This window comes from Allobosea rubneri (assembly GCF_032464875.1).
In the GTDB taxonomy this organism is placed as follows: Bacteria; Pseudomonadota; Alphaproteobacteria; order Rhizobiales; family Beijerinckiaceae; genus Allobosea; species Allobosea rubneri.
In genome coordinates this window covers 68,231-92,624 of sequence record NZ_JAWDID010000001.1, presented here as the reverse complement: position 1 = coordinate 92,624, position 24,394 = coordinate 68,231, and the positions used below count along the sequence as shown (strand labels likewise).

Here is a 24,394-nt window from a genome sequence, read left to right as displayed (position 1 = left end):
GTCCGTCAGCATGGCCTCCATCAGCAACGGCCCAGTTCGAGACAAGGGGCCAAACCGGAGAACAGCCATGGCCTTCATCCAGCCCTCCCGCTTCCTGCGCAATGTCCTGGCCCTCGACGCTGCCGCCTGCGCCGCGACCGGCCTGCTGCTCAGTTTCGGCGCCGGGGCCTTGTCCGGCTTGCTCGGCTTCCCGGCCGAGTTCCTGCGCGGCGCCGGCCTCGTGCTGCTGCCCTGCGCCGCGGCGCTCGCCTTCCTCGCCAGCCGGGTGCGCCTGCCGCGCCTGGCCGTCTACGCGGTGATCGGCATCAACATCCTCTGGGTTGCCGACAGCATCCTGATCCTGGTCGCGGGCTGGTTCCAGCCGACAATGCTCGGTATCGCCTTCGTTCTGGCTCAGGCAGCGGTCGTCGCCGTCGTCACGGAGCTTGAGGTGATCGGGCTGAAGAAGTCGGTGGCCGAAGAGATCCAGCCCGGTACCGCCCGGCTCTGATGCCTGTGCTGCAGGGGCCCCGCCGTCGGCTTGACGCCGCGGCGGGGCGTCGTCGTTTCCGTTGTCACGAAACTGTCGTCTGCGCTGACTAGCCGGAAAGTCCGCCGCTTTCCCGGCTCACGCGGAACAGGACCCGCCCGATGCGCAAACCCCTCGCTCTTGCGGCCCTCGCGACGCTCCTGCTTGGCGGCACGGCCATGGCCGAGCCGACGTTCAACCGCATCGCGACCTTCTCCGTGCCCGACAACCTCCCGGCCGGGCGCGATCTCAAGAAGAAAACCGTCGCCGAGATCATCGCCGCCAACGAGGCCGGCACGCTGCTCGCCTATACCGATGCGGAGCAGAAGGGCATCGGCCTGATCGACATCGCCATGGCCAGCGCGCCAAGGCCTGCCGGCTTCGTGCCGGTCGAGGGAGAACCGACCTCGGTCGTCATCCTCGGCGAGCGGGCTTTCGCCGCCGTGGTCACCTCGGGCGACAATTTCAAGCAGCCGGCCGGGCACCTCGCCGCCATCGACCTCAAGACGAAGCAGGTCACGGCGACCTGCGAGCTCGGTGGTCAGCCGGATTCGATCACGCTCAGCAAGGACAAGGGCAAGCTCGTCATCGCCATCGAGAACGAGCGCGACGAGAAGCTGAACAAGGGCGCGCTGCCGCAACTCCCGGCTGGTAACCTCACCCTGATCGGTCTCAAGGACGGCGAAGCCGATTGCGCGTCGAAGCAGGTCGTCGAGCTCACCGGCATCGCCGCGGTCGAGCCGACCGATCCAGAGCCGGAATTCGTCGACGTCAACCAGGACGGGCTCGCCGTGGTGACGCTGCAGGAGAACAACCATCTCGCCATTGTCGACACCAGGACTGGCAAGGTTGTCGCGCACTTCCCGGCCGGTGCGGTCGATCTGAAGGCTATCGACAAGACCCGCGACGGCCAGATCAGCCCTGTCGAGGAACTGAAGGGCGTTGCGCGCGAGCCCGACGCCGTGCGCTGGCTCGACAATGACCGCTTCGTCACCGCCAATGAGGGCGATTGGAAGGGCGGCTCGCGCGGCTTCACGATCTTTCGCAAGGACGGCACGGTCGAGTTCGATTCCGGCTCGCTGGTCGACCATATCGCCATCAGGCTCGGGCATTATCCGGAGCGCCGTTCGGCGGCCAAGGGCAGCGAGCCCGAGGGCATCGAGGTCGGAACCTACGGCAATGACCGGCTGATCTTCGTCGGGCTGGAGCGGGCTTCCCTCGTGCTCGTCTTCAAGGATGAGGGGCCGGGCCGCGTGCCGCGCTATCTCCAGGCGCTGCCGGGCGGCATCGCGCCGGAAGGGCTGCTTGCGCTTCCGCAGCGCAATCTCTTCGTCTCGGCTTCCGAGGCCGATCTAGGCGAGAAAGGCGGCCCGCGTTCGGCGGTGACGATCTATCAGCGCAGCGAGGCGCCGGCCGCCTATCCGACCATCCAGTCGGCTAACGTCGATGGCGTCCCGCTCGGCTGGGGGGCGCTGTCCGGACTCGCCGCCCATCCGGAGCTGGCAGGTCGACTATTTGCCGTCACCGACAGCGCGTACTCGCCCTCGCGCATCCTCGAGATCGACGCGACGATCAAGCCGGCGACGATCACCGGCGCGCTGACGCTCAGCAACGAAGGCAAGCCCGCGGCCTACGATATCGAGGGCATTGCGACCCGCCCGGCCGGCGGCTTCTGGCTCGCCTCGGAGGGCAATCCCGAGCACAAGGAGAAGCCGACGAAGAACATCCTCCTGCGCGTTTCGGCCAAGGGCCAGATCGAGGAGGAGATTTTCCTGCCGGCGGAACTCGAGGCCCAGGCGTCGCGGTTCGGGCTCGAGGGCGTTGCCGTCACCGGCACGGGCGCGGACGAAACGGTTTGGCTCGCCGTGCAGCGCGAATGGAAGGATGATCCCAAGGGCAAGACCAAGATCCTGCGCTACAAGCCGGCCGACAAGAGCTGGGGCGTGCTGCATTATCCGCTGAGCGCGCCGGCGGCTGGCGCCTGGATGGGCCTCTCGGAACTGACTTATCTCGGCGACGAAACCTTTGCCGTGATCGAGCGCGACAACCAGTTCGGGGCCAAAGCGGTGAAGACGCTGGCGACCTTCTCCGTGAAAGGCCTGAAGCCGGCTCCGCTGGGTGCCGCCGATATTCCGACCGTCGAGAAAAAGCTGCTGCGCGATCTGACGCCGGAGCTGATGAAGCTCGGCGGCTATGGGCTCGACAAGGTCGAGGGCATGACGCTCGACAAGGAGGGCAACCTCTTCGTCGTCACCGACAATGACGGCGTCGACGATTCCTCCGGCGAGACCCAGTTCTTCGCCTTCGGCAAGCTCGGAAAGTAGGCCTGCAAGACAAGGCTGGCGGGCTCGATCTCCAGCTGCATCAAGCGACCTCGTCATCCCGGCGCTACGCGGGTTCGCTGCGGCGGGAATGACGGCTCGCCTTGCTGGAAGGAGCATCAGCCGACAGGCATCTTGCTGTCGCGACCGGCGCATGCGCTACTCCTACAAAAGCGGGAGAGTGGCGCATGACCCAAGGGGTTCTGTCACAGAGCAGCTCGCCGTCTCATGGTGAGCAGCATGGCTCCGTCCCTGCCCTGACGCTCGGCGCCCTCGGCGTCGTCTACGGCGATATCGGCACCAGCCCGCTCTATGCGCTCAAGGAGGCCGCCCGTGCCGCGAGCGCCGGCGGGGCCTTGCAGCCGGCCGCCGTCGTCGGTTGCGTCTCGATGATCCTGTGGGCGTTGATCCTGGTCATCTCGCTCAAATATTCGCTGCTGATCATGCGCGCCGACAATCGCGGCGAAGGCGGCATCATGGCGATGCTGGCCCTGCTCAAGGCGCGCCATGCCAAGCCGGGCTCGGCACGGGCCTATGTGCTGGTGGTCGGCCTCGTCGGCGCCGCTCTGCTCTATGGCGACGGCGCCATCACGCCGGCGATTTCCGTGCTGAGCGCGATCGAAGGCCTCAAGGTCGATGCGCCGTTCCTGGCGCCGGCCATCGTTCCGCTGACCGCGATGATCCTGATCGGCGTCTTCCTCGTGCAGAGCAAGGGCACCGGCTTCATCGGCAAGCTGTTCGGGCCGATCATGCTGCTCTGGTTCATCGCCCTCGCGCTGCTCGGCATCCGGGGCATCCTGATGGCGCCGGACATCCTGGCTGCGATCAACCCGTTCAACGCGCTCTACTTCATCACCCACACCGCCCCGATCATCGGCTTCGTCGTGCTGGGCGCCACCTTCCTGGCCGTGACCGGCGGCGAGGCGATGTATGCGGATATGGGCCATTTCGGCCCGGTGCCGATCCGCATCGCCTGGTTTGTCGTCGTGCTACCGGCGCTGATGCTCAATTATTTCGGTCAGGGCGGCCTGCTGCTGAGCCATCCCGAGGCGATCGCCAACCCGTTCTATCAGCTCGCCCCGGACTGGGCGCACTATCCCATGGTGTTCTTCGCGACGGCGGCCGCCGTCATCGCCTCGCAAGCGGTGATCACCGGCGCCTTCTCGCTGACCCGGCAGGCCGTGCAACTCGGTCTCTTCCCCGCCATCCACATCCAGCATACGGCGGATGACCAGAAGGGGCAGATCTACATCCCGATCGTCAACTGGATGATCTGCCTGGCGACCCTGACTTCGGTCTTCATGTTTCGGTCCTCCGACGCGCTGGCCGGCGCCTATGGCATCGCCGTCTCGCTGCTGATGGCCATCACCACTGGGCTGGCGGCGCTGATCGCGCTGAAATGGGGCTACAACCCGATCCTCGTCGTGGCGGTCAACGGCTTCTTCCTGCTGATCGACCTCGCCTTCTTCTCGGCGAACCTGCCGAAACTGCACGAGGGGGGCTGGTACCCGCTGCTGCTGGCCCTGGTGCTGACGATGATCATGCTGACCTGGCGGCGTGGCCTCGCTTTGGTGGAGGCGGCGCGCGCGCGCCAGCGCGAGCCGGAGAAGGGGTTCCTGGACATGCTGGCGACGAATCCGCCGCTGCGACTGCCGGGGACGGCCGCCTTCTTGGCCTCGGCCGCGCGTGGGCTGCCGATCTCGTTGACGCATTTCGTCCGCCACAACCACGCCTTGCACGAGCGCATTCTGCTGGTGACCGGCAAGCTCGAGGAGATTCCGCGCGTCTCCGACGAGAACCGGATCGAGCTGGTCGAGCTCGCGCCCAGTGTCACGCGCGTGATCATCCATTTCGGCTTCATGGAGACGCCACGCATCCCGGACGGCTTGCGCTGCGGCGTCGAGCGCGGCCTGCTGGCTGGCGTCGATCTCGCTGGGATGTCGTATTATATCGGCCGCGAGACGGTCATCCCTCGCGAGGAGATCGCCGGAATGGCGATGTGGCGCGAGGCGCTCTTCGCCTTCATGCAGCGCAACGCCGAGCGTTCCGCCGCGCATTTCCATATTCCGGCCAAGCAGGTCGTCGAGGTCGGGGTCGAGATCGAGATCTGATCACCCTGCCGCGGCCTCTCCGGCCATAAAACGCTGGTCATCCCGGGCGACCGAAGGGAGACCCGGGATGACCAGCGCTTTTTAGTTGGGTGGTATCAGAGGCCGAGCTTCTTCTTGCGCTGGCCGAGCGTGCGCAGGCGCAGCGCATTGAGCTTGATGAAGCCCGCGGCGTCGCGGTGGTCGTAGGCGACGGCGCCTTCCTCGAAGGTGACGAGGTCCTGGTCGTAGAGCGAATACGGGCTCGAACGGCCGATGACGTGGACGCCGCCCTTGTAGAGCTTCAGGCGCACCTGGCCGGTGACGAACTCCTGGCTCTTGTCGATCAGGGCCTGCAGCATCTCGCGCTCCGGCGAGAACCAGAAGCCGTTATAGATCAGCTCGGCATATTGCGGCATGAGCTGGTCCTTGAGATGGGCGGCGCCGCGGTCGAGCGTGATCGACTCGATGGCGCGGTGCGCCGAGAGCAGGATCGTGCCGCCGGGCGTCTCGTACATGCCGCGGCTCTTCATGCCGACGAAGCGGTTCTCGACCAGGTCAAGCCGGCCGATGCCGTTGTCGCGGCCGAGCTCGTTGAGCTTGGCCAGCAGCGTCGCCGGCGAGAGCTTCTGGCCGTCGATCGCGACCGCATCGCCCTGTTCGAAGTCGATGGTGATCACGGTCGGCTTGTCCGGCGCGTCCTCCGGCGAGATCGTGCGCGAGTAGACATAGTCCGGCACTTCGACGGCCGGATCCTCCAGCACCTTGCCCTCCGAGGAGGCGTGCAGCAGGTTGGCATCGACCGAGAACGGTGCTTCGCCGCGCTTGTCCTTGGCGATCGGGATCTGGTGCTGCTCGGCGAAGGCGATCAGCTGCTCGCGCGAGCGCAGGTCCCATTCGCGCCAGGGCGCGATCACATGCACGTCGGGCTTCAGCGCATAGGCGGTCAGCTCGAAGCGGACCTGGTCGTTGCCCTTGCCGGTGGCGCCATGCGAGACGGCGTCGGCGCCGACCTTTTCGGCGATCTCGATCAGCTTCTTGCCGATCAGCGGCCGCGCGATCGAGGTTCCGAGCAGATAGACGCCTTCATAGGCGGCGTTGGCGCGGAACATCGGGAAGACGTAGTCCCGCACGAATTCCTCGCGCAGGTCCTCGATGAAGATGTTCTCGGGCTTAATGCCGAGCAGCAGCGCCTTGTCGCGCGCCGGGCCGAGCTCCTCGCCCTGGCCGAGATCGGCGGTGAAGGTGACGACCTCGCAGTTGTAGGTGGTCTGCAGCCATTTCAGGATGATCGAGGTGTCGAGGCCCCCGGAATAGGCGAGCACGACCTTGTTCACGCGCTTGTCGGCCATAGGCTGATCTTCCTGCTGCGGCTGCATGAGCCCCGCTCATGCCTGGGAGACGGATGCGGTTCTGACGGCCGCATTTCGGACGTAAGGGCGCACTATCGCAGGGCTAAGGGCGACGCAATCGGAACCTTCTGATCGATGCGGCGTCTTCCGGTGATGGATCGTCGCAAGGGCGCCTGAACCGGGGAGCGTACAGCCGGCCTGGGGGCCAGGCCGGTGGATCATGTGATGGATGTGGCGGGACCCGACTTCGTTCCGCCGGGGGGGCTGATGACGAAACGTCCTGTTCTGGATTTCTGGTATGAGTTCGCCTCGACCTATTCCTGCCTGACTGCTCTGCGAATCGAGGCTGCCGCCGAGGCGGCGGGGGTCGATCTGCGCTGGCGCCCTTTTCTTCTCGCTCCGATCTTCGCCGCGCAGGGCTGGACCAGCTCGCCCTTCAATCTCTACCCCAACAAGGGACGCTATATGTGGCGCGACGTGACGCGCCGCGCCGGCCGCTCCGGGCTGGCCATCGTACGTCCCGAAATCTTCCCGCAGAACTCGCTGATCGCCGCGCGCCTCGCGCTCGCCGGCCGAGAGGCCGGCTGGATGCCTGGCTTCACCAAGGCGCTGTTCCGGGCCCAGTTCTGCGAAGGCCGCAACATCGCCGAGGAGGCGGTGTTGACCACGGCCCTGCGCGAGGCCGGCGCCGATGCCTCGGCCGCATTCCCGCTTTCGCGCAGCGAGGAGGTCAAGGGCCGGCTCAAGGCCGAGACCGAGCTCGCCAAATCGCTCGGCATCTTCGGCGCGCCGACCTTCGTCACCGGCGATGGCGAATTGTTCTGGGGCGACGACCGGCTCGAGGAAGCGCTCGACTGGGCCCGCGACGGGCGCTGAGAGCGGCCGCGCGCCATTCTTCGCTCAGGGATAGGTCTGCCAGGGCAGCTGGAAGTGCGGCCCGTCCTTGAAGCTGCGCCAGTCACCGCCCCATTCCAGCGGAACGCCGACGGCTTGAGCCGCCATCTTCATCGCTACGGCGAGGCGCTCATACAGTGGCCAGTCCCATCGCACCTGCCCGCCGACGAGAGCGGCAAGATCCACCGCGCAGCTCATTCGAGATTGATTATTCTCAGGTATGTGGCGGGATCTCAGGGTCTGGGCCGCGCCCTTGGCGACGAGCTGCCGCTGCCGTTCCAGGGTGCGCACGCCTTCGGTGACGATGAAGGAGACGGCGGTCAACTCCGCCGCCTTCCGAACCACCTTCACTAGGTCGGGATGAACGCCGACCAGATTTTTCTCGGACCTCTCGTTGAGTTTCATGGGCGCCTCGTGGGTTAGCGAGCGCCCTTATCAATGCGTGCAATACTTATTTTATGCAACTTAAGATTGCATAAAATAAGTCGAGCTACCCGCGGTCGAAGCTGTGCCGTCAGAGCGGGGTGCGACTTGAGGATCGGAGTGTCAGCCCTGGGGCTTGCGGCCCCACGGCCCATGCGAGGCCGAGGTCTCGGCGATCTCGGGCAGAGGCTGGCGCTCGGCGACCTTGGGCGGGCCGAGCGGCGCTTCGAGCGGCATCCGCCCGCCGGCCGTCTGCACCAGCGCCTGCACCCGCTTGGTCACCGAGGGGTGGGTCGAGAACAGATCGGCGAAATCGTCCGGGTCGTTCTCGAAGCACATGTCCATCACGCCCGAGGGCACGCCCTCGATATCGGCGCGGCCGGAGATCTTGAGCAGGGCCGAGATCATCGCGTCGGGGTTCTTGGTGAGCTCGACCGCGCCGGCATCGGCGAGATATTCGCGCGCCCGGGACAGCGACAGCCGGACCACGATGGCCAGGAACCAGGAGATCGCGATCACGGCGATGCCGATCAGGATCGCGATGCCGTTGCCCTTCTTGTCGTCCGAAGACGAGGAATAGCGGATGCTGCGCCGTGTGAGGCCGCGGAACATCACCTCGCCGACGAAGGAGATCACGCCGGCGATGACGATCGCGATCACCATCAGCCGGACGTCGCCATTGCGGATATGGGTGAGCTCATGCGCGATCACCGCTTCGAGCTCGGCATCGTTGAGCTGCTCGATCAGCCCGGTGGTCAGCGTCACCGTGAACTGCTTGTCGTTGACGCCGCTGGCGAAGGCGTTGAGCGCATCGCTCTGGATGATCGCGAGCTTCGGCGTCACCATGCCGCGCGAGATGCAGAGATTCTCCAGCATCCGGTACAGCTTGGGGTTTTCCTCGCGGCTGATCCCCTTGGCGCCGGAGACTGCGCCGATGAGCGCGACATTGATCCTGAAGCCGATGAAGATCCAGGCGACCGTGGCGAGCGTGATCACCGGCAGCCAGGACAGGAAGGTTCGTCCGGCCTCGCTGAAGGCGCTGCGGCCACGGGGCACGCCGCCATAGCCGTAGGCGACCAGCAACAGGCCCCAGACGGTCAGGTAGACCAGCAGGAACAGCCCGACGAGCAGGAAATTCGACCTGATCCGGTTGTTGCGCTGGTGGGTATAGAGCCCGAAAGCTTCCCCCGGCATCACAGCGGCTCCGCGCTCGCGCGGCGTGTCAGAACTTTACGGTCGGCGCGACTTCGATCTGCGCCCGCGTCTCTTCGCCGACATCGAAGAATTCGCGCGGGGTGAAGCCCATCTGCGGCGCGAAGAACACCGCCGGGAAGGCCTGGATCGCGGCATTGAACTCGCCGACCGCATTGTTGAAGAAGCGCCGCGCCGCCGCCAGCTTGTCCTCGACATTGCCGAGGTCCTGCTGGAGCTGCTGGAAATTGGCGCTCGCCTTGAGGTCGGGATAGGCCTCGCCGAGCGCGAGCAGCCGGCCGACGGCGCCGGTCAGCTGCTGTTCGGCGACTGCCTGATCGTGCGGGCCGGTCGCAGCCTGGGCCTGGTTGCGCGCCTTGATCACCGCGTCGAAGGTTTCCTTCTCGTGGCTGGCGTAGCCCTTCACGGTCTCGACCAGATTGGGGATCAGGTCGTGCCGCTGCTTCAGCTGCACGTCGATGTCGGCGAAGGCCTGGTTGACGCGCTGCCGCATCGCCACGAGGCCGTTATAGGTCATGATCAGATAGACCACGACGACGACGATCAGTCCCAGGACGGCCCAACCCATGGCGTTCTCCTCTGGCGCAGGCACAGTTGCCGCAACCTCGCATGAAGGCCGACGCAGGGGAAGCTGTCGCCCGGCTCTGCGGGCGACCTATTGATCGGATCTGAGGCCAATTCGCCGTGCCGGCGCCGTGTCCCGGCTGGTTAGGCCGGGACGGCCGCCAGCCCGAGCTGCGGCTGGATTTCGGCGAGCATCTCGTAGGAGCGCTTGCGGGCGGCATGGTCGAAGATCGCCGAGGCGACGATCAGTTCGTCGGCCTTCGTCTTCTCGATGAAGGCCTGCAATTGCGACCGCACGCTGTCGCGCGAGCCGACGAAGGAGCAGGCCAGCATGCGCTGCGCCTGCGCCTTCTCCGGGCCTGACCAGTAGGTCTCGATGTCGTCGATCGGCCGTGGCAGCAGGCCGCGCCGGTTGCGCAGCATGTCGGTGAAGCGCTGCTGCACCGAGGTGAACAGGCGCTGCGCCTCGGCATCGGTTTCGGCGACGACGACGTTGCAGCCGACCATGGCATGGGGCTTGTCGAGCTGGGCCGAGGGCTGGAAGCGCTCGCGATAGACGGCGAGCGCATCCATCAGCGCATCCGGCGAGAAATGCGAGGCGAAGGCGTAGGGCAGGCCGAGCACGGCGGCGAGCTGCGAGCCGAACAGGCTGGAGCCCAGGATCCAGAGCGGGACGTTGCTGTTGGTGCCGGGGACCGCCTGGATCACCTGGTCCGGCTGGAGCGGGCCGAGCAGGGCCTGGAGTTCGAGCACATCCTGCGGGAAGCGCTCCGCCGAGTCGGCCTCGCGCCGCAGCGCCCGCCAGGTGCGCTGGTCGGTGCCGGGCGCGCGGCCGAGGCCGAGGTCGATGCGGCCGGGATAGAGCGCCTCCAACGTGCCGAACTGTTCGGCGATCACCAGCGGCGAGTGGTTCGGCAGCATGATGCCGCCGGCGCCGACGCGGATGGTCGAAGTGCCTTCGGCGACATAGCCGATCGCGACCGAGGTCGCGGCGCTGGCGATGCCGGTCATGTTGTGGTGTTCGGCCAGCCAGAACCGGGTGTAGCCGAGCTTTTCGGCGTGGCGCGCGAGATCGCGGCTGTTGTGCAGCGCGTCGGCCGCCGTCGCGCCTTCGGTGATGAAGGCGAGGTCGAGGATGGAGAGGGGAAGCATGCGGCTGATCCCTTGGAAAGGCGCCGGCGCAGCCGGCATTCGCCCTCCAGATTGGCCCCATGGCGGCGCGGTACAAGTCCGGCGCGGCGCATGCTCGCCCGGCGCCCCGCGAGGGGCTCCCGCTCAGGTCGGTGTTCCGTTCAGGGCGCCACGACCGTCAAAAAGGGGCCTTTCGGCGTTTCGGTCGGACCCGAGAGCACGGGCGGCGCATGGCGGACCGGCGGCAGGCTCTTGAAGTAGCTCGCCAGCGCCAGGGCGTCGGCATCGTTCAGCTTGCCATAGCTGCTATAGGGCATGGCCGGGGCCAGCATGCGCCCATCGGGCCTGACGCCCGTGCGTACCGCCTTGATGATGTCCTGCTCACTCCAGGCGCCGAGCCCGGTCTCGCGATCCGGCGTCAGATTTGGCGGAAAGAAGGTTCCGAGCCCGGGGATCTTGAAGCCGACCTCAGATCCCGCGAATTTGCGCGCCATGTCGGGCTTGCCCAGGAAGACGCCCGGCGTGTGGCAGCCTCCGCAATCCATGATCGCGGCGAGATATTCGCCGCGCTTGACGCGTTCGCGCGGCGCGGTCGTCTGGGCCTCGGCGAGCGAAGTCGAAAGCAGGGCGGCGCCGGCCAGGGCCAGGAGGGGCAGCGGGCTTTGCATCGCGGGTGGTTCCTTTCCGGCATCGGACAGGTGCAGCCGATCTCGAAGCGCGACTGTCCCGGGACGGGCTACGCGGCAGCGGGAGGCAGGGCAGGGGCGCGGGGGCGGCTCGGCGCGGCCACGGCGTCGCGGCTTTTCTGGCACGGTGGTGACGTTGCGGCAATCTGGCCGCCGGTCCGGAAGAGGTACCTCTTCTGCGGTAAGGCGGCGCCGGCGGCCGGATTCCAGCCATCCGGCGGGTAGAGCTGCCCTTTTGCCCTTGTCGCAGGGGCGGGGATCGATTACATCCGCCTCGTCCGAAGGGCCGTGATCGATCACAGCCGGGGGCGGCCACCGGCCGGCTCCCGTTTTGTGTTTGGCGCACGTCTCTCGGATGCGGATCGGCCCCAGTGGCCTGGCGCCGCCGTCCTGCGGGACGGCAAGCTTCGGCAACGGAGCGCCATTTGGCCCGGTCCGGCGTGCAACACCAACCCAAACGGCGCCCAGCCGGACATCCGCGGGATACGCGGCCGGCGTTCAGGAGCATACATGTCAGCTGTCGAAAGCTATCACGCGGGCCGCGAGGATTTCGCCGCTCTGCTCGAGGAATCGTTCACCCGGAACGAGGCCCTCGAAGGTACCGTCATCAAGGGCAAGGTCGTTGCCATTGAGAAGGACATGGCGATCATCGACGTCGGTCTGAAGACCGAAGGTCGCGTCGCCCTGAAGGAATTCACCGGCCCTGGTCGCGACCAGGAGCTGAAGGTCGGCGACGAGGTCGAGGTCTATCTCGATCGGATCGAGAACGCGCTCGGCGAAGCCGTCATCTCGCGCGACAAGGCCCGCCGTGAAGAGAGCTGGGTCAAGCTCGAGAAGGCGTTCGAGGCCCGTGAGAAGGTCATGGGCAACATCTTCAACACGGTTAAGGGTGGCTACACCGTCGATCTCGACGGCGCCGTCGCCTTCCTGCCGCGTTCGCAGGTCGACATCCGCCCGATCCGCGACGTCGGCCCGCTGATGGGCCAGCCGCAGCCCTTCGAGATCCTCAAGATGGATCGTCGCCGCGGCAACATCGTCGTCTCGCGCCGCACCGTCCTCGAAGAGACCCGCGCCGAGGCTCGCTCCGAGCTCGTCGCCTCGCTCGAAGAAGGCCAGGTCATCGACGGCGTCGTCAAGAACATCACCGAATACGGTGCGTTCGTCGATCTCGGCGGCATTGACGGCCTGCTCCATGTCACCGACATGGCCTGGCGTCGCGTCAACCATCCGTCCGAGGTCGTGACCATCGGCCAGTCGGTCAAGGTCAAGATCATCAAGATCAACCAGGAGACGCACCGCATCTCGCTCGGCATCAAGCAGCTGCTTGCCGATCCGTGGGATGGCATCGCGGCGCGCTACCCGGTCGGTGCGCGCCTCAAGGGCCGCGTCACCAACATCACGGACTACGGCGCGTTCGTCGAAGTGGAGCCGGGCATCGAAGGCCTCATCCACGTCTCCGAGATGTCCTGGACCAAGAAGAACGTCCACCCCGGCAAGATCGTCTCGACCTCCCAGGAAGTCGACGTCGCGATCCTCGAGGTCGACCAGGTCAAGCGCCGCATCTCGCTCGGCCTCAAGCAGACCCTCCGCAATCCGTGGGAGGTCTTCGCCGAGCAGCATCCGTCCGGTTCGGTGGTCGAGGGCGAGGTCAAGAACAAGACCGAGTTCGGCCTGTTCCTGGGCCTGGAAGGCGACATCGACGGCATGATCCATCTGTCGGACCTGGACTGGAACCGTCCGGGCGAGCAGGTGATCGAGGAGTACAAGAAGGGCGACATGCTCCAGGCTGTCGTTCTCGATGTCGACGTCGAGAAGGAGCGCATCTCGCTCGGCCTGAAGCAGCTTGGCGGCGATCCCTTCGTGGATGCCGGCGAGTTCAAGAAGGGCCAGGTCGTGACCTGCGAGATCATCGACGTCAAGGAAGGCGGTCTCGACGTCAAGATCGCCGGCACGGACATGACCACCTTCATCAAGCGCGCCGAAATCGCGCGTGATCGTGCCGAGCAGCGCCCCGAGCGCTTCGCGGCCGGCGAGAAGGTCGACGCCCGCGTCATCCTCTTCGACAAGAAGGCCCGCAAGATCCAGGTCTCGATCAAGGCCCTGGAAATGGCCGAGGAGAAGGAGGCGATGGCCCAGTACGGCTCCGCCGATTCCGGCGCCTCGCTCGGCGACATCCTCGGCGCGGCCCTCAAGAAGGCCAGCACCGACAAGAAGTGATCTTCAGGCCGCGTCTCGCGGCCTGACCAGACCACCGGCCCGCGCGGAGAAATCCGCGCGGGCTTTTGTTTCGGCCGCGCTCGCCATTCTCGGGCGAAGCGTCGATCCGAGAATCTCGGGACCAGAGAACACAGGTTTCCGAGATGGCCGGGGCAAGCCCGACCATGACGAGATGAGCAGGAGACGGGCATGGACCACGCGGCGATCGGCATCGATTTCGGCACCACCAACAGCGTGGTCGCGCTCGCGCGCGCCGATGGCAGCGTCTCGACCCGCAGCTTCGCGACGAAGCAGGGCGCGGTCGATGCCTATCGCTCGGCCCTGATGTTCTGGCGGGAGGGCCGGCCGCCCAAGACCCATGTCGCCCATGTCAGCGGCCCGGATGCCCTCGACATGGCGCTCGGCATGACGACCGAGCATCGCTTCCTGCAGTCGCTGAAGACCCATCTCTCCAGCCGCGCCTTCCAGGAGACCAGGCTCTTCGGCAAGCTCTTCCAGCTCGAGGACCTGATCGCGGTCTTCCTGAGCGATCTCTCGGCCGGGCTCGACGGGCTGGCGGAACGCCCGCTGATCTCCGGCCGCCCGGTCGTCTTCGCCGGCGAGCGCCCGGACGAGGAGCTGGCGCTCGGCCGCCTTTCGGCCGCCTATGCCAAGGCCGGCATGCCGCGCGTCGACTTCGCCTATGAGCCGCTCGGCGCCGCCTACTGGTATGCCCGCGAGCTGAAGCAGGCGCAGACCATGCTGGTCGCTGATTTCGGCGGCGGCACCAGCGACTTCTCGGTGATGCGCTTCGAGCCGGGCGGAACCGGGCGCCTCGAGGCTATCCCGCTCTCCCATTCCGGCGTCGGCGTCGCCGGGGACACTTTCGACTACCGCATCATCGAGCACGCTGTCTCGCCGCGGCTCGGCAAGGGCACGGACTACCTGTCCTTCGGCAAGCGCCTGCCGATCCCGGCGCACTACCACGCCGCCTTCGCGCAATGGCACCGGCTCTCGCTGATGAAGAGCCGCGAGACCATGGCCGAGCTCAAGGCGCTGATCCGCGACGCTGTCGAGCCGGGCCGGCTCGAGGACCTGATGACCGTGATCGAATACGATCTCGGCTACGAGCTCTATCGCGCCGTCTCCGCCACCAAGATCGCTCTGTCGAGTCAGGACGAGACGAGGCTGAGCTTCAGCCAGATGGGTGTCGAGATCGATCGCACCGTCACCCGCGCCGCCTTCGAGGGCTGGATCGCCGAGGATGTCGCGGCGATCGAACAGGCGCTCGACGAGGCCCTCGCCAAGGCGGGGATCGAGGCCGGCAGCATCGAGGCCGTGTTCATGACCGGCGGCACCTCGCACGTGCCGGCGGTGAGGGCTCTGTTCGACCGTCGCTTCGGGGCGCAGCGCATCCATATCGGCGATGCCTTCCGTTCGGTCGCGAGCGGGCTCGCCCTGCTGGCGCTCGACCGAGAGCGTGCCGAGATCGCCGCCTGAACCGATCCCCGGCGGCTTGTGCGGCATTTGCTGCCTTGCCCGCTTGCCATGGCGCGGCTACACCACTGGCCTTGCCTACCGGAGCCGCCGACATGTCGACTGATGCCGATCTGCTCGCCGACCGCCGCAGCCTGAGGCGCAAGCTTTCGCTCTGGCGCCTGCTGGCGCTGGCGGGTGTCGTCGTCATGCTCGTCGGCGCCGCGCTCGCCTGGAGCGGACGCCTGCCCGGCAGCACTGCCCAGGCTCATATCGCCCGCGTCACCATTTCCGGCTTCATCTCCGGCGACAGGCGCACCCTCGACCTGATCAAGTCGCTCGAGGACAGCCGCGCCAGCGCGGTGATGCTCAGGATCGACAGCCCCGGCGGTACCACCACCGGCTCGGAAGCCGTGCATGAGGCGGTGCGCAAGCTCGCCGCCAAGAAGCCGGTCGTCGCCGTGGTCGACGGGCTCGCCGCCTCGGGCGGCTACATCGTCGCGCTCGGCAGCGACCGCATCGTCGCCCGCCAGACTTCGCTCGTCGGCTCGATCGGCGTGCTCTTCCAGTTTCCCAACCTCTCCAAGCTGATGGATACGATCGGCGTCAAGGTCGAGGAGGTTAAGTCGAGCCCGCTCAAGGCGGCGCCGAACGCTTTCGAGCCGGCTTCTCCGGAGGCGATCGCAGCGCTCCGCCGCGTGGTCGAAGACAATTACGACTGGTTCAAGCGGCTGGTGCGCGACCGCCGCCACCTGAACGATCCCGAGCTCGCCGCGGTCTCCGATGGCCGCGTCCATTCCGGCCGTCAGGCAGTCGGTCTGAAGCTGGTCGACGAGATCGGCGGCGAAAGCGAGGCCATTGCCTGGCTCGAGCGCGAGAAGGGCGTCGGCAAGTCCCTGCCGGTGCGTGACTGGCGCCGCCGCAGCGAAAGTTCCTCCTTCGGAATCTGGAGTGCGGGCGAAGCGCTGGCGCGCGCGGCGGGGCTGGAAAGCCTGGCCGTGCTGATCGCCCGCGCCGCCGAGCAACCTGTCGGCCTGCGGCTTGACGCGCCTCTGGCGCTCTGGCAGCCTGCCGGCGAAAAGTGACGATCTTACAAGCGGTTATATTGGCGCCATGATAAAATCTGAACTCGTCCAGCGCATTGCCGAGCGCAACACCCATTTGTATCAGCGCGACATCGAGAATATCGTCGGCTCGATCCTCGACGAGATCGTCAAGGCACTGGCGCGCGGCGACCGGGTCGAGCTGCGCGGCTTCGGCGCCTTCTCGACCAAGCAGCGCGAGGCCAGGGTCGGCCGCAACCCGCGCACCGGCGATTCCGTCGAGGTCGACGAGAAGCTCGTGCCGGTCTTCAAGACCGGCAAGGAACTGCGCCTGCGGCTGAACGGCAAGGCCTGAGCGGCGCAAGCGGAGGTTACCGAATGAAGGCTTTCTTCAAGGCGCTCGTGCTTGTCCCGGTGGCGCTGCTGATCGTCCTGTTCTCGGTCGCGAACCGTGCGCCGGTGCGCGTTTCCTTCGATCCGATCAGCCGTGACGCGCCCGTCCTCGCTTTCGACCTGCCGCTTTTCGCCGTCATCCTGGCTGCTATCGCTCTCGGCGTACTGATCGGCGGCTGTGCCTCCTGGCTCGCCCAGGGCAAGCATCGCAAGGCCGCCCGCATCAATCGGCGCGAGGCCGAGAAGCTGCGCGGCGAGGCGCAGTCGCTGCGTGCCGCCGTCCCCGATTCCGCGCTGCCCGCGCTGACCAGCCGAGTCTGAACCTCCTCATGCGTTTCTTCTCCGCCGCCGAGATCGACGGCCTGCTCACCTTTCCTGCGCTCGTCGATGCCCTGGGTGCCGCGTTTCGCGGCGATGTCGTAACCCCGACCCGCCACCACCACGAGATCGCGCGTCCCGATGCCGACGGGACCTTGCTGTTGATGCCGGCCTGGACCGGGCCTGAGGTCGTTCCGGCTTATGTCGGCACCAAGGTCGCGACGGTCTATCCGGGCAACGCGGCCAAGGGCGTGCCCAGCGTGATGGGCACTTATCTCCTGATGGACGGCGCGACCGGGCAGCCGCTGGCGGCGCTCGACGGCACGCGCCTGACCTTGTGGCGCACGGCGGCGGCTTCGGCGCTCGCCTCGCGCATGCTGGAGCGGCCGGACAGCAAGCGGATGCTGATGGTCGGAGCCGGTGCGCTCTCGCCCTTCCTGATCAAGGCGCATCGCAGCGTCCGGCATTTCGAGGATGTCGCGATCTGGGCCCGCCGCCCGGAGGCGGCCGCCGAGGTCGTCGCCGAGTTGGCAGCGGACGGCATCGAGGCGCGGGTCGCCGAGGACCTCGAAGCGGAAGCGCGCCAGGCCGACCTGATCTCCTGCGCCACGCTCTCGCGCGAGCCGATCGTCCAGGGACGCTGGCTGAAGCGCACCGCCCATCTCGATCTGGTCGGCGCCTTCAACATGTCGATGCGCGAGGCCGATGACGAGGCGTTGCAGCGCGCCCACGTCTTCGTCGATACCGAAGCGGCCCTGCATGAGGGCGGCGATGTCGCGGTGGCGATCAAGGCCGGGACCTATGAGGCGAGCAAGGTGGCAGGCACGCTGGCTGGGCTCTGCCGCGGCGAGTACGATACCGACGCCGAGCGTGACGACGTCACGCTGTTCAAGTCGGTGGGGACGGCGCTCGAGGACCTCGCTGCTGCGATCCTGGTCTGGCAGCTCGCCAACTGATCTCTACGCCGGCATCACGGCGGAAGGCGAACTGCGCCTTCCGCGAGCCTTGGCTTCGCTGACGCCTAGACGCGCACCGGCGCGCCGCCGAGCGCCCCGAGCAGCCAGAGCACGAGAACGATCGCCAGTACCAGCCCGACGACGCCGCCAACTCCGGCGCCACCATAGCTGCGATGGCCGTAATAGCCGCCGCCGCCGAGCAGGATGATCAGCAGCACGATGATCAGGACGGTGGACATGATGCGCCTCCTTCGGGTCAGCGCGGCACCGTCGCCGATCGACGGGAGCGCATCCAAAGAACGTCAGGCTGCCGGCGGAAGTTCCGTCTTCGGCTGCCGGGGCAGAGCGCCGGGTCGTTTCCGTCTCGCTGCCCTCGTTCGCCCGCTGCGCGCTTGACCTTTCCTGGCGGAGCTTGCGAGTCTGCTCCGATGTCACGCTTCCGTCGTCTCACCCTGCTGATTCTGCTGCCGGTCGCTCTCATGGCTGGCGCCGCGCACGCCCAGTCCACTGCCGAGGACGAGGCCAGGCGCCGCGCTGCCAACATCGCAGCCTTCCCGGATGCGGCGCGCGCCCATTTCGGCCAGGTCACGACGCCTGCCGCGGCGATGAGGGCGCGCGCCATCGGCTCCTATGCCCGGGGCTGCCTCGCCGGCGGCAAGGCTCTGGTCCCCGAGGGCGAGAACTGGCAGGTGATGCGCCGGGCCCGCAATCGCAATTGGGGCCACCCGGAGCTGATCAACTATCTCGAAAAATTCGCGCGCGAGGTGCCGAAGATCACCGGCTGGGCTGGGCTTCTGGTTGGCGACATCTCCCAGGCCCGCGGCGGGCCGATGCTGACCGGCCATGCCTCGCACCAGATCGGCCTCGATGCCGATATCTGGCTGACGCCGATGCCGAGGAAGCGCCTCGATGCCGACGATCTGGAGAACATGCCGGCGGTCAACATGGCCCGCGCGGACTGGCGCGACGTCGACCCGAAGAACTGGACGCCGGCGCATACCCGGCTGATCAAGGCCGCCGCCAGCGAGCCACGGGTCGAGCGCATCTTCGTCAACCCGGCGCTGAAGGTCGCGCTCTGCCGCGAGGCCGGTTCGGACCGGAGCTGGCTTAACAAGGTCAGGCCGATCTGGGGGCACAATTACCACTTCCACATCAGGATGAGCTGCCCGCCGGGTGTCGAAGGCTGCTCGGGCCAGGAGCCGCCGAATTTCGGGGATGGCTGCGGCGAGGAGCTGAGCGGTTGGATCGAGCGCCAGCATCAGGCGATTTTCAATCCGCCCAAGCCGAAGCCCGGCCCGAAGCCGAAGCCCAAGCCGCCCATGTCGCTCGACGCCCTGCCACAGGAATGCCGGCAGGTTCTGGTCTCGCGCTGAGGTCGTCGCAAGGCTCCAATTTCAAGCTCGTCCCTGAGCTGGCGGGAGCAGGGAGGCTATTGCGCGCTTTGCTCCGTCCCATGGCCAGTCGCCGCGTTTGCGCCTAGCCTGAGCCGTCAGCCAGCGAGAGGGAGGAAGCAATGAGCGTCAAGCCGACGATCGTCCTCGTCCATGGGTTCTGGGGCGGAGCGGCCCATTGGGGCAAGGTGATCCTGGAGCTGTCCCGCAAGGGCTATGCCGATCTGCGGGCGGTCGAGATGCCGCTGACCTCGCTCGCCGAGGATGCCGAGCGGACCCGCAAGATGGTGAAGCAGCAGCCCGGGCCGGTGCTGCTGGTTGGCCACTCCTATGGCGGTGCGGTCATCACCGAAGCGGGCGACCTGCCCAATGTCGTCGGTCTGGTCTACATCGCGGCCTTCGCGCCCGATGCCGGCGAGAGTCCCGGCGGGATCAGCCAGGCGCTCCCGCCCGCGGCCTTCCCCAATCTGGCGCCGGATAGCGACGGCTATCTCTGGATCAAGTTCGACAAATACCGTGAGAGCTTCTGCCCGGACCTCTCGGCCGACGAGGCACTGGTCATGGCGGTCGGCCAGAAGGCGCCGCTGGCCAGCACCTTCGGCGATGCCGTCACCGCACCGGCCTGGAAGAAGAAGCCGAGCTGGTACCAGCTTTCCAGCCAGGACCGGATGATCCATCCCGACAATCAGAAGCGCATGGCCGAGCGGATGAATCCGCGCCGGATCCTCACGCTCGATGCCAGCCACGCCTCGCTCGCCTCGCGGCCGGTGGAGGTCGCGGCGCTGATCGACGAGGCGGCGAAGGAGGTCGCGCAGGGCTGACGCCCTGCATGTCCGGGTCTGGGTGCGCTAGCGCCTGATCGAGCCGGTCTGCTGGCCGGGGCGGTAGGCGAACGGGTCGTTCTGCGGGGTGATCCCCGCCTCGCCTTCGCCCTGCTGCATCTCGTCGAGGATGCCATTGCCCTCCTCGTCGCCGAGGATCAGCTCTTCGGTCGGCGGCACGGAGCCCGGCAGCATCAGCGGCCCGCGCTGTTCGCTCGGCGTCGGCTCCGGGCGATAGGTCTGCGGCTGGGGCGTGTTGTAGCGGGGCGCGCTGAGGCCCGGACCGGCCATCGCATAGGTGCCGTGGCCGATGCCGCCTGGCGGGCGCAATCCGCCTGGCGCCGGAGCCGGCCGGGTCGCCAGCTGTGCCGGCAGGCCCTCGTAGCGTGGCTGCGAGGCAGCCGGCGCGAGCGCGACGCTGCGCGCCGGGTCGGGCGGCGGGAGGTTGTAGTTCGGCTCGTACTTGATCGCCGGCTTGCAGATCTGCCGGCCCTTGGAATGGCGGGCCAGGTCGATATGGAAATGGTCGTAGTGGAAGGCGTCGGCGCCGGGGCCGAGCACGGTCGAGTACATCTGGCAGGCGCCGACGAAGACCTCGCGCAGGAAGGCCTGCTCCTCGGGCGAGCCGCGCCAGCCATCCTTGACGGTGATGTTGCGGCCGTCGTTCAGCCGGAAGGAGAACACGTCGACGGCGTTGCCGAAGGCGTGTTCGGAGGTCCGCCGCGTGCCGGAGCCGTTGTTCATCGCGCGGCAGGAATAGGAGCCGGCCCGAAGCTCGATCACCTGCGCGCCGAGCACGTTCTGGGCCGCCGGCTGCACCACCTCGGCCAGCCATTTGTCGGTGGTCGCGACGATCGGGCAGGCGAGCGTCGCATTGCTGGTCAGGCCGATGCCGCCATTGCTGAAGGCCGAGACCTTGAGCGGCCTTTCCATGCCGCAGGTCCCGGGCCCGTCGATCGGCTTCTCGCGCAGGCTGACATAGGAGGAGAACTGCACCTGGCGGGAGGCCAGGCACTGGGCTTCCGCCTGGTCGCGCCAGGCGGCGCGCTGGGGCTTCTGGAACTTGCCGCAGCCGGCAAGTCCGACACCGATGGCGCCAAGCACGAGGAGGGCGAGATGAACGCGACGCATATCGATCAAATGCGAGGCGTTGGATGAACGGTTTATTGACCGGCTGCGGCCGGGAAGCCACGGGCGGTATAAGTTTGGCGCTGGCGTTAAGCGCTGGTTAATCGGCGGTTTGCGGCCTTTACCAAGCCCTCAGGCGCCACAGGGGCTTGGTGCTATCGTTCATGCCGGCAGGCGCTGGCACTTCTGCACGGTGATGACGGTTGCGCCGCTGTTGCGGCCGAACCAAGCTTGCGGCAGCGTCGCGAGTCGTCTCAGCGGCGTCCTGCCAGAGCGCGGCCGCTATGCCGGCCGCCTGCCATCCGAGGTTCCCGCTGATGTTCGATCTCTCCGCCTTCCCGATCGTGCTGCGCTGGCCGGCGCAGCACCCCGACCGCTTGCAGCTCTACTCCTTGCCGACGCCGAACGGCGTCAAGGTCTCGATCATGCTCGAGGAAATCGGCCTGCCCTATGAGCCGCATACGATCAATATCGGTCAGAACGAGACCTGGACGCCGGAGTTCCTCTCGCTCAACCCCAATGGCAAGATCCCGGCGATCCTCGATCCCGACGGTCCCGGCGGCAAGCCGCTGGCGCTCTTCGAATCCGGCGCGATCCTGGTCTATCTCGCCGAGAAGACCGGCAAGCTACTGCCGAAGGACCCGGCCGAGCGCTATGAGACGCTGCAATGGGTCTTCTTCCAGATGGCCGCGATCGGCCCGATCTTCGGCCAGCTCGGCTTCTTCCATAAGTTCGCCGGGCGCGAATACGAGGATAAGCGCCCGCGCGACCGCTACGCCAATGAGAGCAAGCGCCTGCTCGGCGTGCTCGAGACCAGGCTGGCCGGCCGCGACTGGCTGATGGGCAGCGAATACACCATCGCCGATATTGCGACGCTGGGCTGGGTCCGCAATCTCGTCGGCTTCTATGGCGCCGGCGAGCTCGTCGAATACGACAAGCTCAAGCGCGTGCCGGCCTGGCTCGAGCGCGGCCTGGCGCGGCCGGCTGTCCAGCGTGGTCTGGAGATCCCCAAGCGACCCTGATTGCTGCCGAAGCCGGGCCGGCGCGAAAGAGCAGTCCCGGTCTCGCGAGCGTTCAGCCGCCGAGCTGACTGATCCGCTCGAGCGCCGGGCCGAAGCCGTTAAGCTGGATGTTGAAGCTGATGACCTCGCCGCTGGAGAGGTTGAGCGCCGCGGCGGTCAGCGTCTTGCCGGCCTTCATCGCGTCGGTCGCGACGGTCGGGAAGGAGATCGGCAGGAGGCAGCCGGAGGGGACGCAGGTGGAAAAGCGCAGGCCCTGGCCGAGATCCTTCTCGTCGAGCTTGAGCACGGCGCCGTTCTCGAGCTTGACGCCGAACGGCATCAGGATCGTGCCTTCGGCCTTGCCGTCCTTCGGCGCGCGTAGCTCGATCGCGAAGACGCGCTGATTGGTCCGGCTGTCGCCCTGGGTCTGGGTCAGCAGGCACAGCTTCTGCCCGTCGGTGATCCGGCAATCGACCGTCCAGTCGCCATAGACCTCGTTGATCGCCGAGGCGCCGTTCGGCAGCGTCGCCGCGGCCGGCTTCGGCTGGTTCACCGCAGGGGCGGCCTGGGCGGTCGCAGGCCGCGCGGCAGGCTGCCGGGTCGGTTCGCGCTGCTGGGCAAGCGTCGGGCCGGCCAGCAAGGCGAAGGCAGCGGCGAGAATGGCGGTCGAGCAGATAGTGCTGGCGTTGCGCATGATGTCGGACTTGTTTTCGGGGGTCGGCAAGGAAGGTCGTGTGAAGCGGTCGCGCTCTTCTAGCGCAATGGACGTGACTGTCTACCGCGAACACTGATTTGAGGTTAGGTTGTCGGGTCGTTGGATTGGATGTTTACTGTATTAATTCTAATCTGAGGCTGTCCATCCGCGATTCTGCAGCCGTTTCGAATGGCTGTGACTGGGCCGGCAGCCTGCGACATTCGCCCTGCGGACAACTCCCCGTGGCGACTTGTTTCCGCGACGGCGCGGGGCAACATGTGGCGGCGTTTCCCTCCCAGGCCGAGTCTCCCATGCTCTTGCGTTTCGTCGTTCTGTCGCTCGCCGCGATGCTGCTGGCGGGCGGCGGGGCCTTGGCCCAGCGTGCCGAGGTCCCGGCCGAGGTGGCCGCCGTCCGGGAGGAGCTTCGGCAGCAATGCGACGGCAAGGCCAGCTTCAAGCAGCGCTTCCAGAGCGTGGCCGATCTGAATGGCGACGGACTGCCCGACTATCTGCTCGACTACGGCGCGGTGGTCTGTGGCGAAGGCAACAAGGTCAACCGGTTCTGCGGCTCCGGCGGCTGCACGCTCGATATCTTCATGTCGGGCGCGGGCGGCTATCGCCAGGTCTACGGCGACAATGTCCGCGCCTGGTCGATCAAGCAGGCGAGAGGCAAGCCCGTGCTCGAGCTTAGCTTGCATGGCGGCTATTGCGATCTTGCCGGTTACCAGCCCTGCCATAAGCGGCTGAGCTGGGATGGCGATGATTTCGTCGAGGTCGCCGCCCGCTGAACGGCGGGCCGGCTTGCCGGGTGGACTTCAGCCCGCCGTGCCGAGGCCGCGCCTGCCCGCGATGCCGAAGTGGCAGATCGCCTCGCCAAGCTTCGGGGCCTTGTTCGGGAAGATGACGAAGCCGTCGCGCGGCGCGGTGACCGGCGTGCCGTCGGCGCGGCGGGCGATGATCGCGCCGGTCGGCACGGCATCGCCGGTCCGCCAGGGGCCTTCGGCCGCGTCGCCTTGCGTCTCGCAAACCAGGACGTCGACCATTTCGATCACATCCCTGAGGGCGACGGCCGGACTTTCGGCATCGACCAGTTGTAATTGCGCCAGCGTGTTGCGGATCGCGGCATAACCGATCTCGCCAGCCGTGGGATCGTCATGCGAGCCGCATTCGAGCGTCACTGCATAGCCGCCGCAGAAGCGCATGAACTCGGTCGTGCCATAGCCCTCGGTCACGGCGAGCCGGGGCACGTCGAGGCGGGCGCGGATCGCGAGCAGCCGGGCATAGTTGTCGAGCCAGCCATGGATGCCGATGGCGACGCCGAGGCAGCCGGCGAGCGCCGCTTCCTCCTCCGCCCGGGCGAAGGGTTCGAGCTCGCCGCGATTGTTCTGCGGCCCGAAGAAGACGAAGGGCTCGCCCTCGCCGCGGAAGGAATGGATGTCGAGCAGAGCATCGTGCTGGCGCAGCAGCGCGCAGAGATGATTGCCGATCCGGTCCTCGTAATCATTGGCGAGCGGCTTCTCGCGCAGGTCGCGGTTGAGGTTGCGGTCGCCCTCGCGCGTCTTCTGGCGCCAGGCCTTGGGGTTGGCGACCGGCACGAAGGTGACCTCGCCGCGCAGGATCTTGAGCCGCCCGGCGCGGCAATCCTCGATCGCGCGCAGGATCGCGGTGGGGCCGCAGGGTTCATTGCCGTGAACGGCTCCGAGCACGATCAGTTTCGGGCCGGGTTTCAGCCCGGTGAAGCGCACGCTTTCGAGCGGCCCGTCGTCGAGGTCGATGGCAGTCAAGGTCGGTCTCTCAGT

Annotated in this window: 24 protein-coding genes; 14 read left to right on the top strand and 10 right to left on the bottom strand. The window is 67.0% G+C overall.

Going from position 1 to position 24,394, the window contains the following annotated elements; genetic code table 11:
- The first annotated feature begins 67 nt into the window (after positions 1-67).
- From RKE40_RS00440 to RKE40_RS00430, 3 genes are all read left to right on the top strand, one after another.
- Entirely contained in the window at positions 68-490 is a 423-nt protein-coding gene (locus RKE40_RS00440) for a hypothetical protein (protein WP_316016274.1), read from the top strand.
- Positions 491-630: 140 nt separating this feature from the next.
- Positions 631-2,832 (top strand): esterase-like activity of phytase family protein, encoded by a 2,202-nt coding sequence (locus RKE40_RS00435; RefSeq protein ID WP_316016273.1) that lies wholly within the window; start codon positions 631-633, stop codon positions 2,830-2,832.
- 254 nt (positions 2,833-3,086) lie between these two features.
- Complete coding sequence (locus tag RKE40_RS00430) at positions 3,087-4,940, top strand: potassium transporter Kup (protein ID WP_316016455.1); 1,854 nt, start codon at positions 3,087-3,089, stop codon at positions 4,938-4,940.
- Positions 4,941-5,035: 95 nt separating this feature from the next.
- On the opposite strand, the gene RKE40_RS00425 is transcribed toward RKE40_RS00430, so the two are convergent.
- On the bottom strand, positions 5,036-6,268 hold the full coding sequence (locus RKE40_RS00425) for an argininosuccinate synthase (protein WP_066467686.1): 1,233 nt from the start codon (positions 6,266-6,268) through the stop codon (positions 5,036-5,038).
- A 267-nt stretch (positions 6,269-6,535) separates the two neighbouring features.
- Between RKE40_RS00425 and RKE40_RS00420 the strand changes: the two genes are divergently transcribed.
- On the top strand, positions 6,536-7,144 hold the full coding sequence (locus RKE40_RS00420) for a 2-hydroxychromene-2-carboxylate isomerase (protein WP_316016272.1): 609 nt from the start codon (positions 6,536-6,538) through the stop codon (positions 7,142-7,144).
- A gap of 24 nt (positions 7,145-7,168) precedes the next feature.
- Here RKE40_RS00420 and RKE40_RS00415 read toward each other — a convergent pair whose 3' ends face one another.
- The 5 genes from RKE40_RS00415 to RKE40_RS00395 form a co-directional block, all read right to left on the bottom strand.
- Positions 7,169-7,567, bottom strand: coding sequence for a M15 family metallopeptidase (locus RKE40_RS00415; protein WP_316016271.1), 399 nt, complete (start codon positions 7,565-7,567; stop codon positions 7,169-7,171).
- Between the two features lie 141 nt (positions 7,568-7,708).
- The gene (locus RKE40_RS00410; RefSeq protein ID WP_316016270.1) at positions 7,709-8,779 is read right to left on the bottom strand and encodes a M48 family metallopeptidase; all 1,071 of its coding nucleotides are present in this window, start codon (positions 8,777-8,779) and stop codon (positions 7,709-7,711) included.
- A gap of 28 nt (positions 8,780-8,807) precedes the next feature.
- Positions 8,808-9,365 (bottom strand): LemA family protein, encoded by a 558-nt coding sequence (locus RKE40_RS00405; RefSeq protein ID WP_316016269.1) that lies wholly within the window; start codon positions 9,363-9,365, stop codon positions 8,808-8,810.
- Positions 9,366-9,505: 140 nt separating this feature from the next.
- Complete coding sequence (locus RKE40_RS00400; protein WP_316016268.1) at positions 9,506-10,513, bottom strand: LLM class flavin-dependent oxidoreductase; 1,008 nt, start codon at positions 10,511-10,513, stop codon at positions 9,506-9,508.
- A gap of 140 nt (positions 10,514-10,653) precedes the next feature.
- Positions 10,654-11,160, bottom strand: a complete 507-nt coding sequence (locus tag RKE40_RS00395; RefSeq protein ID WP_316016267.1) for a c-type cytochrome — start codon at positions 11,158-11,160, stop codon at positions 10,654-10,656.
- Between the two features lie 528 nt (positions 11,161-11,688).
- Between RKE40_RS00395 and rpsA the strand changes: the two genes are divergently transcribed.
- The 6 genes from rpsA to lhpI all read left to right on the top strand — a co-directional run bounded on the left by rpsA (position 11,689) and on the right by lhpI (position 17,560).
- Positions 11,689-13,395, top strand: coding sequence for a 30S ribosomal protein S1 (gene rpsA, locus RKE40_RS00390; RefSeq protein WP_066467438.1), 1,707 nt, complete (start codon positions 11,689-11,691; stop codon positions 13,393-13,395).
- Positions 13,396-13,584: 189 nt separating this feature from the next.
- Entirely contained in the window at positions 13,585-14,874 is a 1,290-nt protein-coding gene (locus tag RKE40_RS00385; protein ID WP_316016266.1) for an Hsp70 family protein, read from the top strand.
- Between the two features lie 92 nt (positions 14,875-14,966).
- Positions 14,967-15,935: a signal peptide peptidase SppA gene (gene sppA, locus RKE40_RS00380; RefSeq protein ID WP_316016265.1), complete on the top strand. Its 969-nt coding sequence runs from the start codon at positions 14,967-14,969 to the stop codon at positions 15,933-15,935.
- A gap of 28 nt (positions 15,936-15,963) precedes the next feature.
- Positions 15,964-16,248, top strand: coding sequence for an integration host factor subunit beta (gene ihfB, locus RKE40_RS00375; RefSeq protein ID WP_066467435.1), 285 nt, complete (start codon positions 15,964-15,966; stop codon positions 16,246-16,248).
- 23 nt (positions 16,249-16,271) lie between these two features.
- Positions 16,272-16,607: a lipopolysaccharide assembly protein LapA domain-containing protein gene (locus RKE40_RS00370; RefSeq protein WP_066467433.1), complete on the top strand. Its 336-nt coding sequence runs from the start codon at positions 16,272-16,274 to the stop codon at positions 16,605-16,607.
- 8 nt (positions 16,608-16,615) lie between these two features.
- Positions 16,616-17,560 carry a bifunctional Delta(1)-pyrroline-2-carboxylate/Delta(1)-piperideine-2-carboxylate reductase gene (lhpI, locus tag RKE40_RS00365; RefSeq protein WP_316016264.1) on the top strand — a complete coding sequence of 315 codons (945 nt, stop codon included), beginning with the start codon at positions 16,616-16,618 and terminating at the stop codon, positions 17,558-17,560.
- A 65-nt stretch (positions 17,561-17,625) separates the two neighbouring features.
- Here the strand turns inward: lhpI and RKE40_RS00360 are convergent, their stop codons facing one another.
- A complete protein-coding gene (locus RKE40_RS00360; RefSeq protein WP_316016263.1) occupies positions 17,626-17,799 on the bottom strand; it encodes a DUF3309 family protein in 174 nt (57 codons plus the stop codon).
- Positions 17,800-17,988: 189 nt separating this feature from the next.
- Here RKE40_RS00360 and mepA point away from each other — a divergent pair, with 189 nt between their 5' ends.
- Positions 17,989-18,933 (top strand): penicillin-insensitive murein endopeptidase, encoded by a 945-nt coding sequence (gene mepA, locus RKE40_RS00355; protein WP_316016262.1) that lies wholly within the window; start codon positions 17,989-17,991, stop codon positions 18,931-18,933.
- A 140-nt stretch (positions 18,934-19,073) separates the two neighbouring features.
- Positions 19,074-19,772, top strand: coding sequence for an alpha/beta hydrolase (locus RKE40_RS00350; protein ID WP_316016261.1), 699 nt, complete (start codon positions 19,074-19,076; stop codon positions 19,770-19,772).
- A 27-nt stretch (positions 19,773-19,799) separates the two neighbouring features.
- Here the strand turns inward: RKE40_RS00350 and RKE40_RS00345 are convergent, their stop codons facing one another.
- A complete protein-coding gene (locus RKE40_RS00345) occupies positions 19,800-20,903 on the bottom strand; it encodes an extensin-like domain-containing protein (protein ID WP_316016260.1) in 1,104 nt (367 codons plus the stop codon).
- A 314-nt stretch (positions 20,904-21,217) separates the two neighbouring features.
- Here RKE40_RS00345 and RKE40_RS00340 point away from each other — a divergent pair, with 314 nt between their 5' ends.
- A complete protein-coding gene (locus RKE40_RS00340) occupies positions 21,218-21,922 on the top strand; it encodes a glutathione S-transferase N-terminal domain-containing protein (RefSeq protein WP_316016259.1) in 705 nt (234 codons plus the stop codon).
- Between the two features lie 52 nt (positions 21,923-21,974).
- Here RKE40_RS00340 and RKE40_RS00335 read toward each other — a convergent pair whose 3' ends face one another.
- Positions 21,975-22,625, bottom strand: a complete 651-nt coding sequence (locus tag RKE40_RS00335; RefSeq protein ID WP_316016258.1) for an invasion associated locus B family protein — start codon at positions 22,623-22,625, stop codon at positions 21,975-21,977.
- A 281-nt stretch (positions 22,626-22,906) separates the two neighbouring features.
- Here RKE40_RS00335 and RKE40_RS00330 point away from each other — a divergent pair, with 281 nt between their 5' ends.
- Positions 22,907-23,383, top strand: coding sequence for a hypothetical protein (locus tag RKE40_RS00330; RefSeq protein WP_316016257.1), 477 nt, complete (start codon positions 22,907-22,909; stop codon positions 23,381-23,383).
- Between the two features lie 27 nt (positions 23,384-23,410).
- Here the strand turns inward: RKE40_RS00330 and RKE40_RS00325 are convergent, their stop codons facing one another.
- Positions 23,411-24,379, bottom strand: coding sequence for a M14 family metallopeptidase (locus RKE40_RS00325; RefSeq protein ID WP_316016256.1), 969 nt, complete (start codon positions 24,377-24,379; stop codon positions 23,411-23,413).
- Positions 24,380-24,394 lie beyond the last annotated feature (15 nt).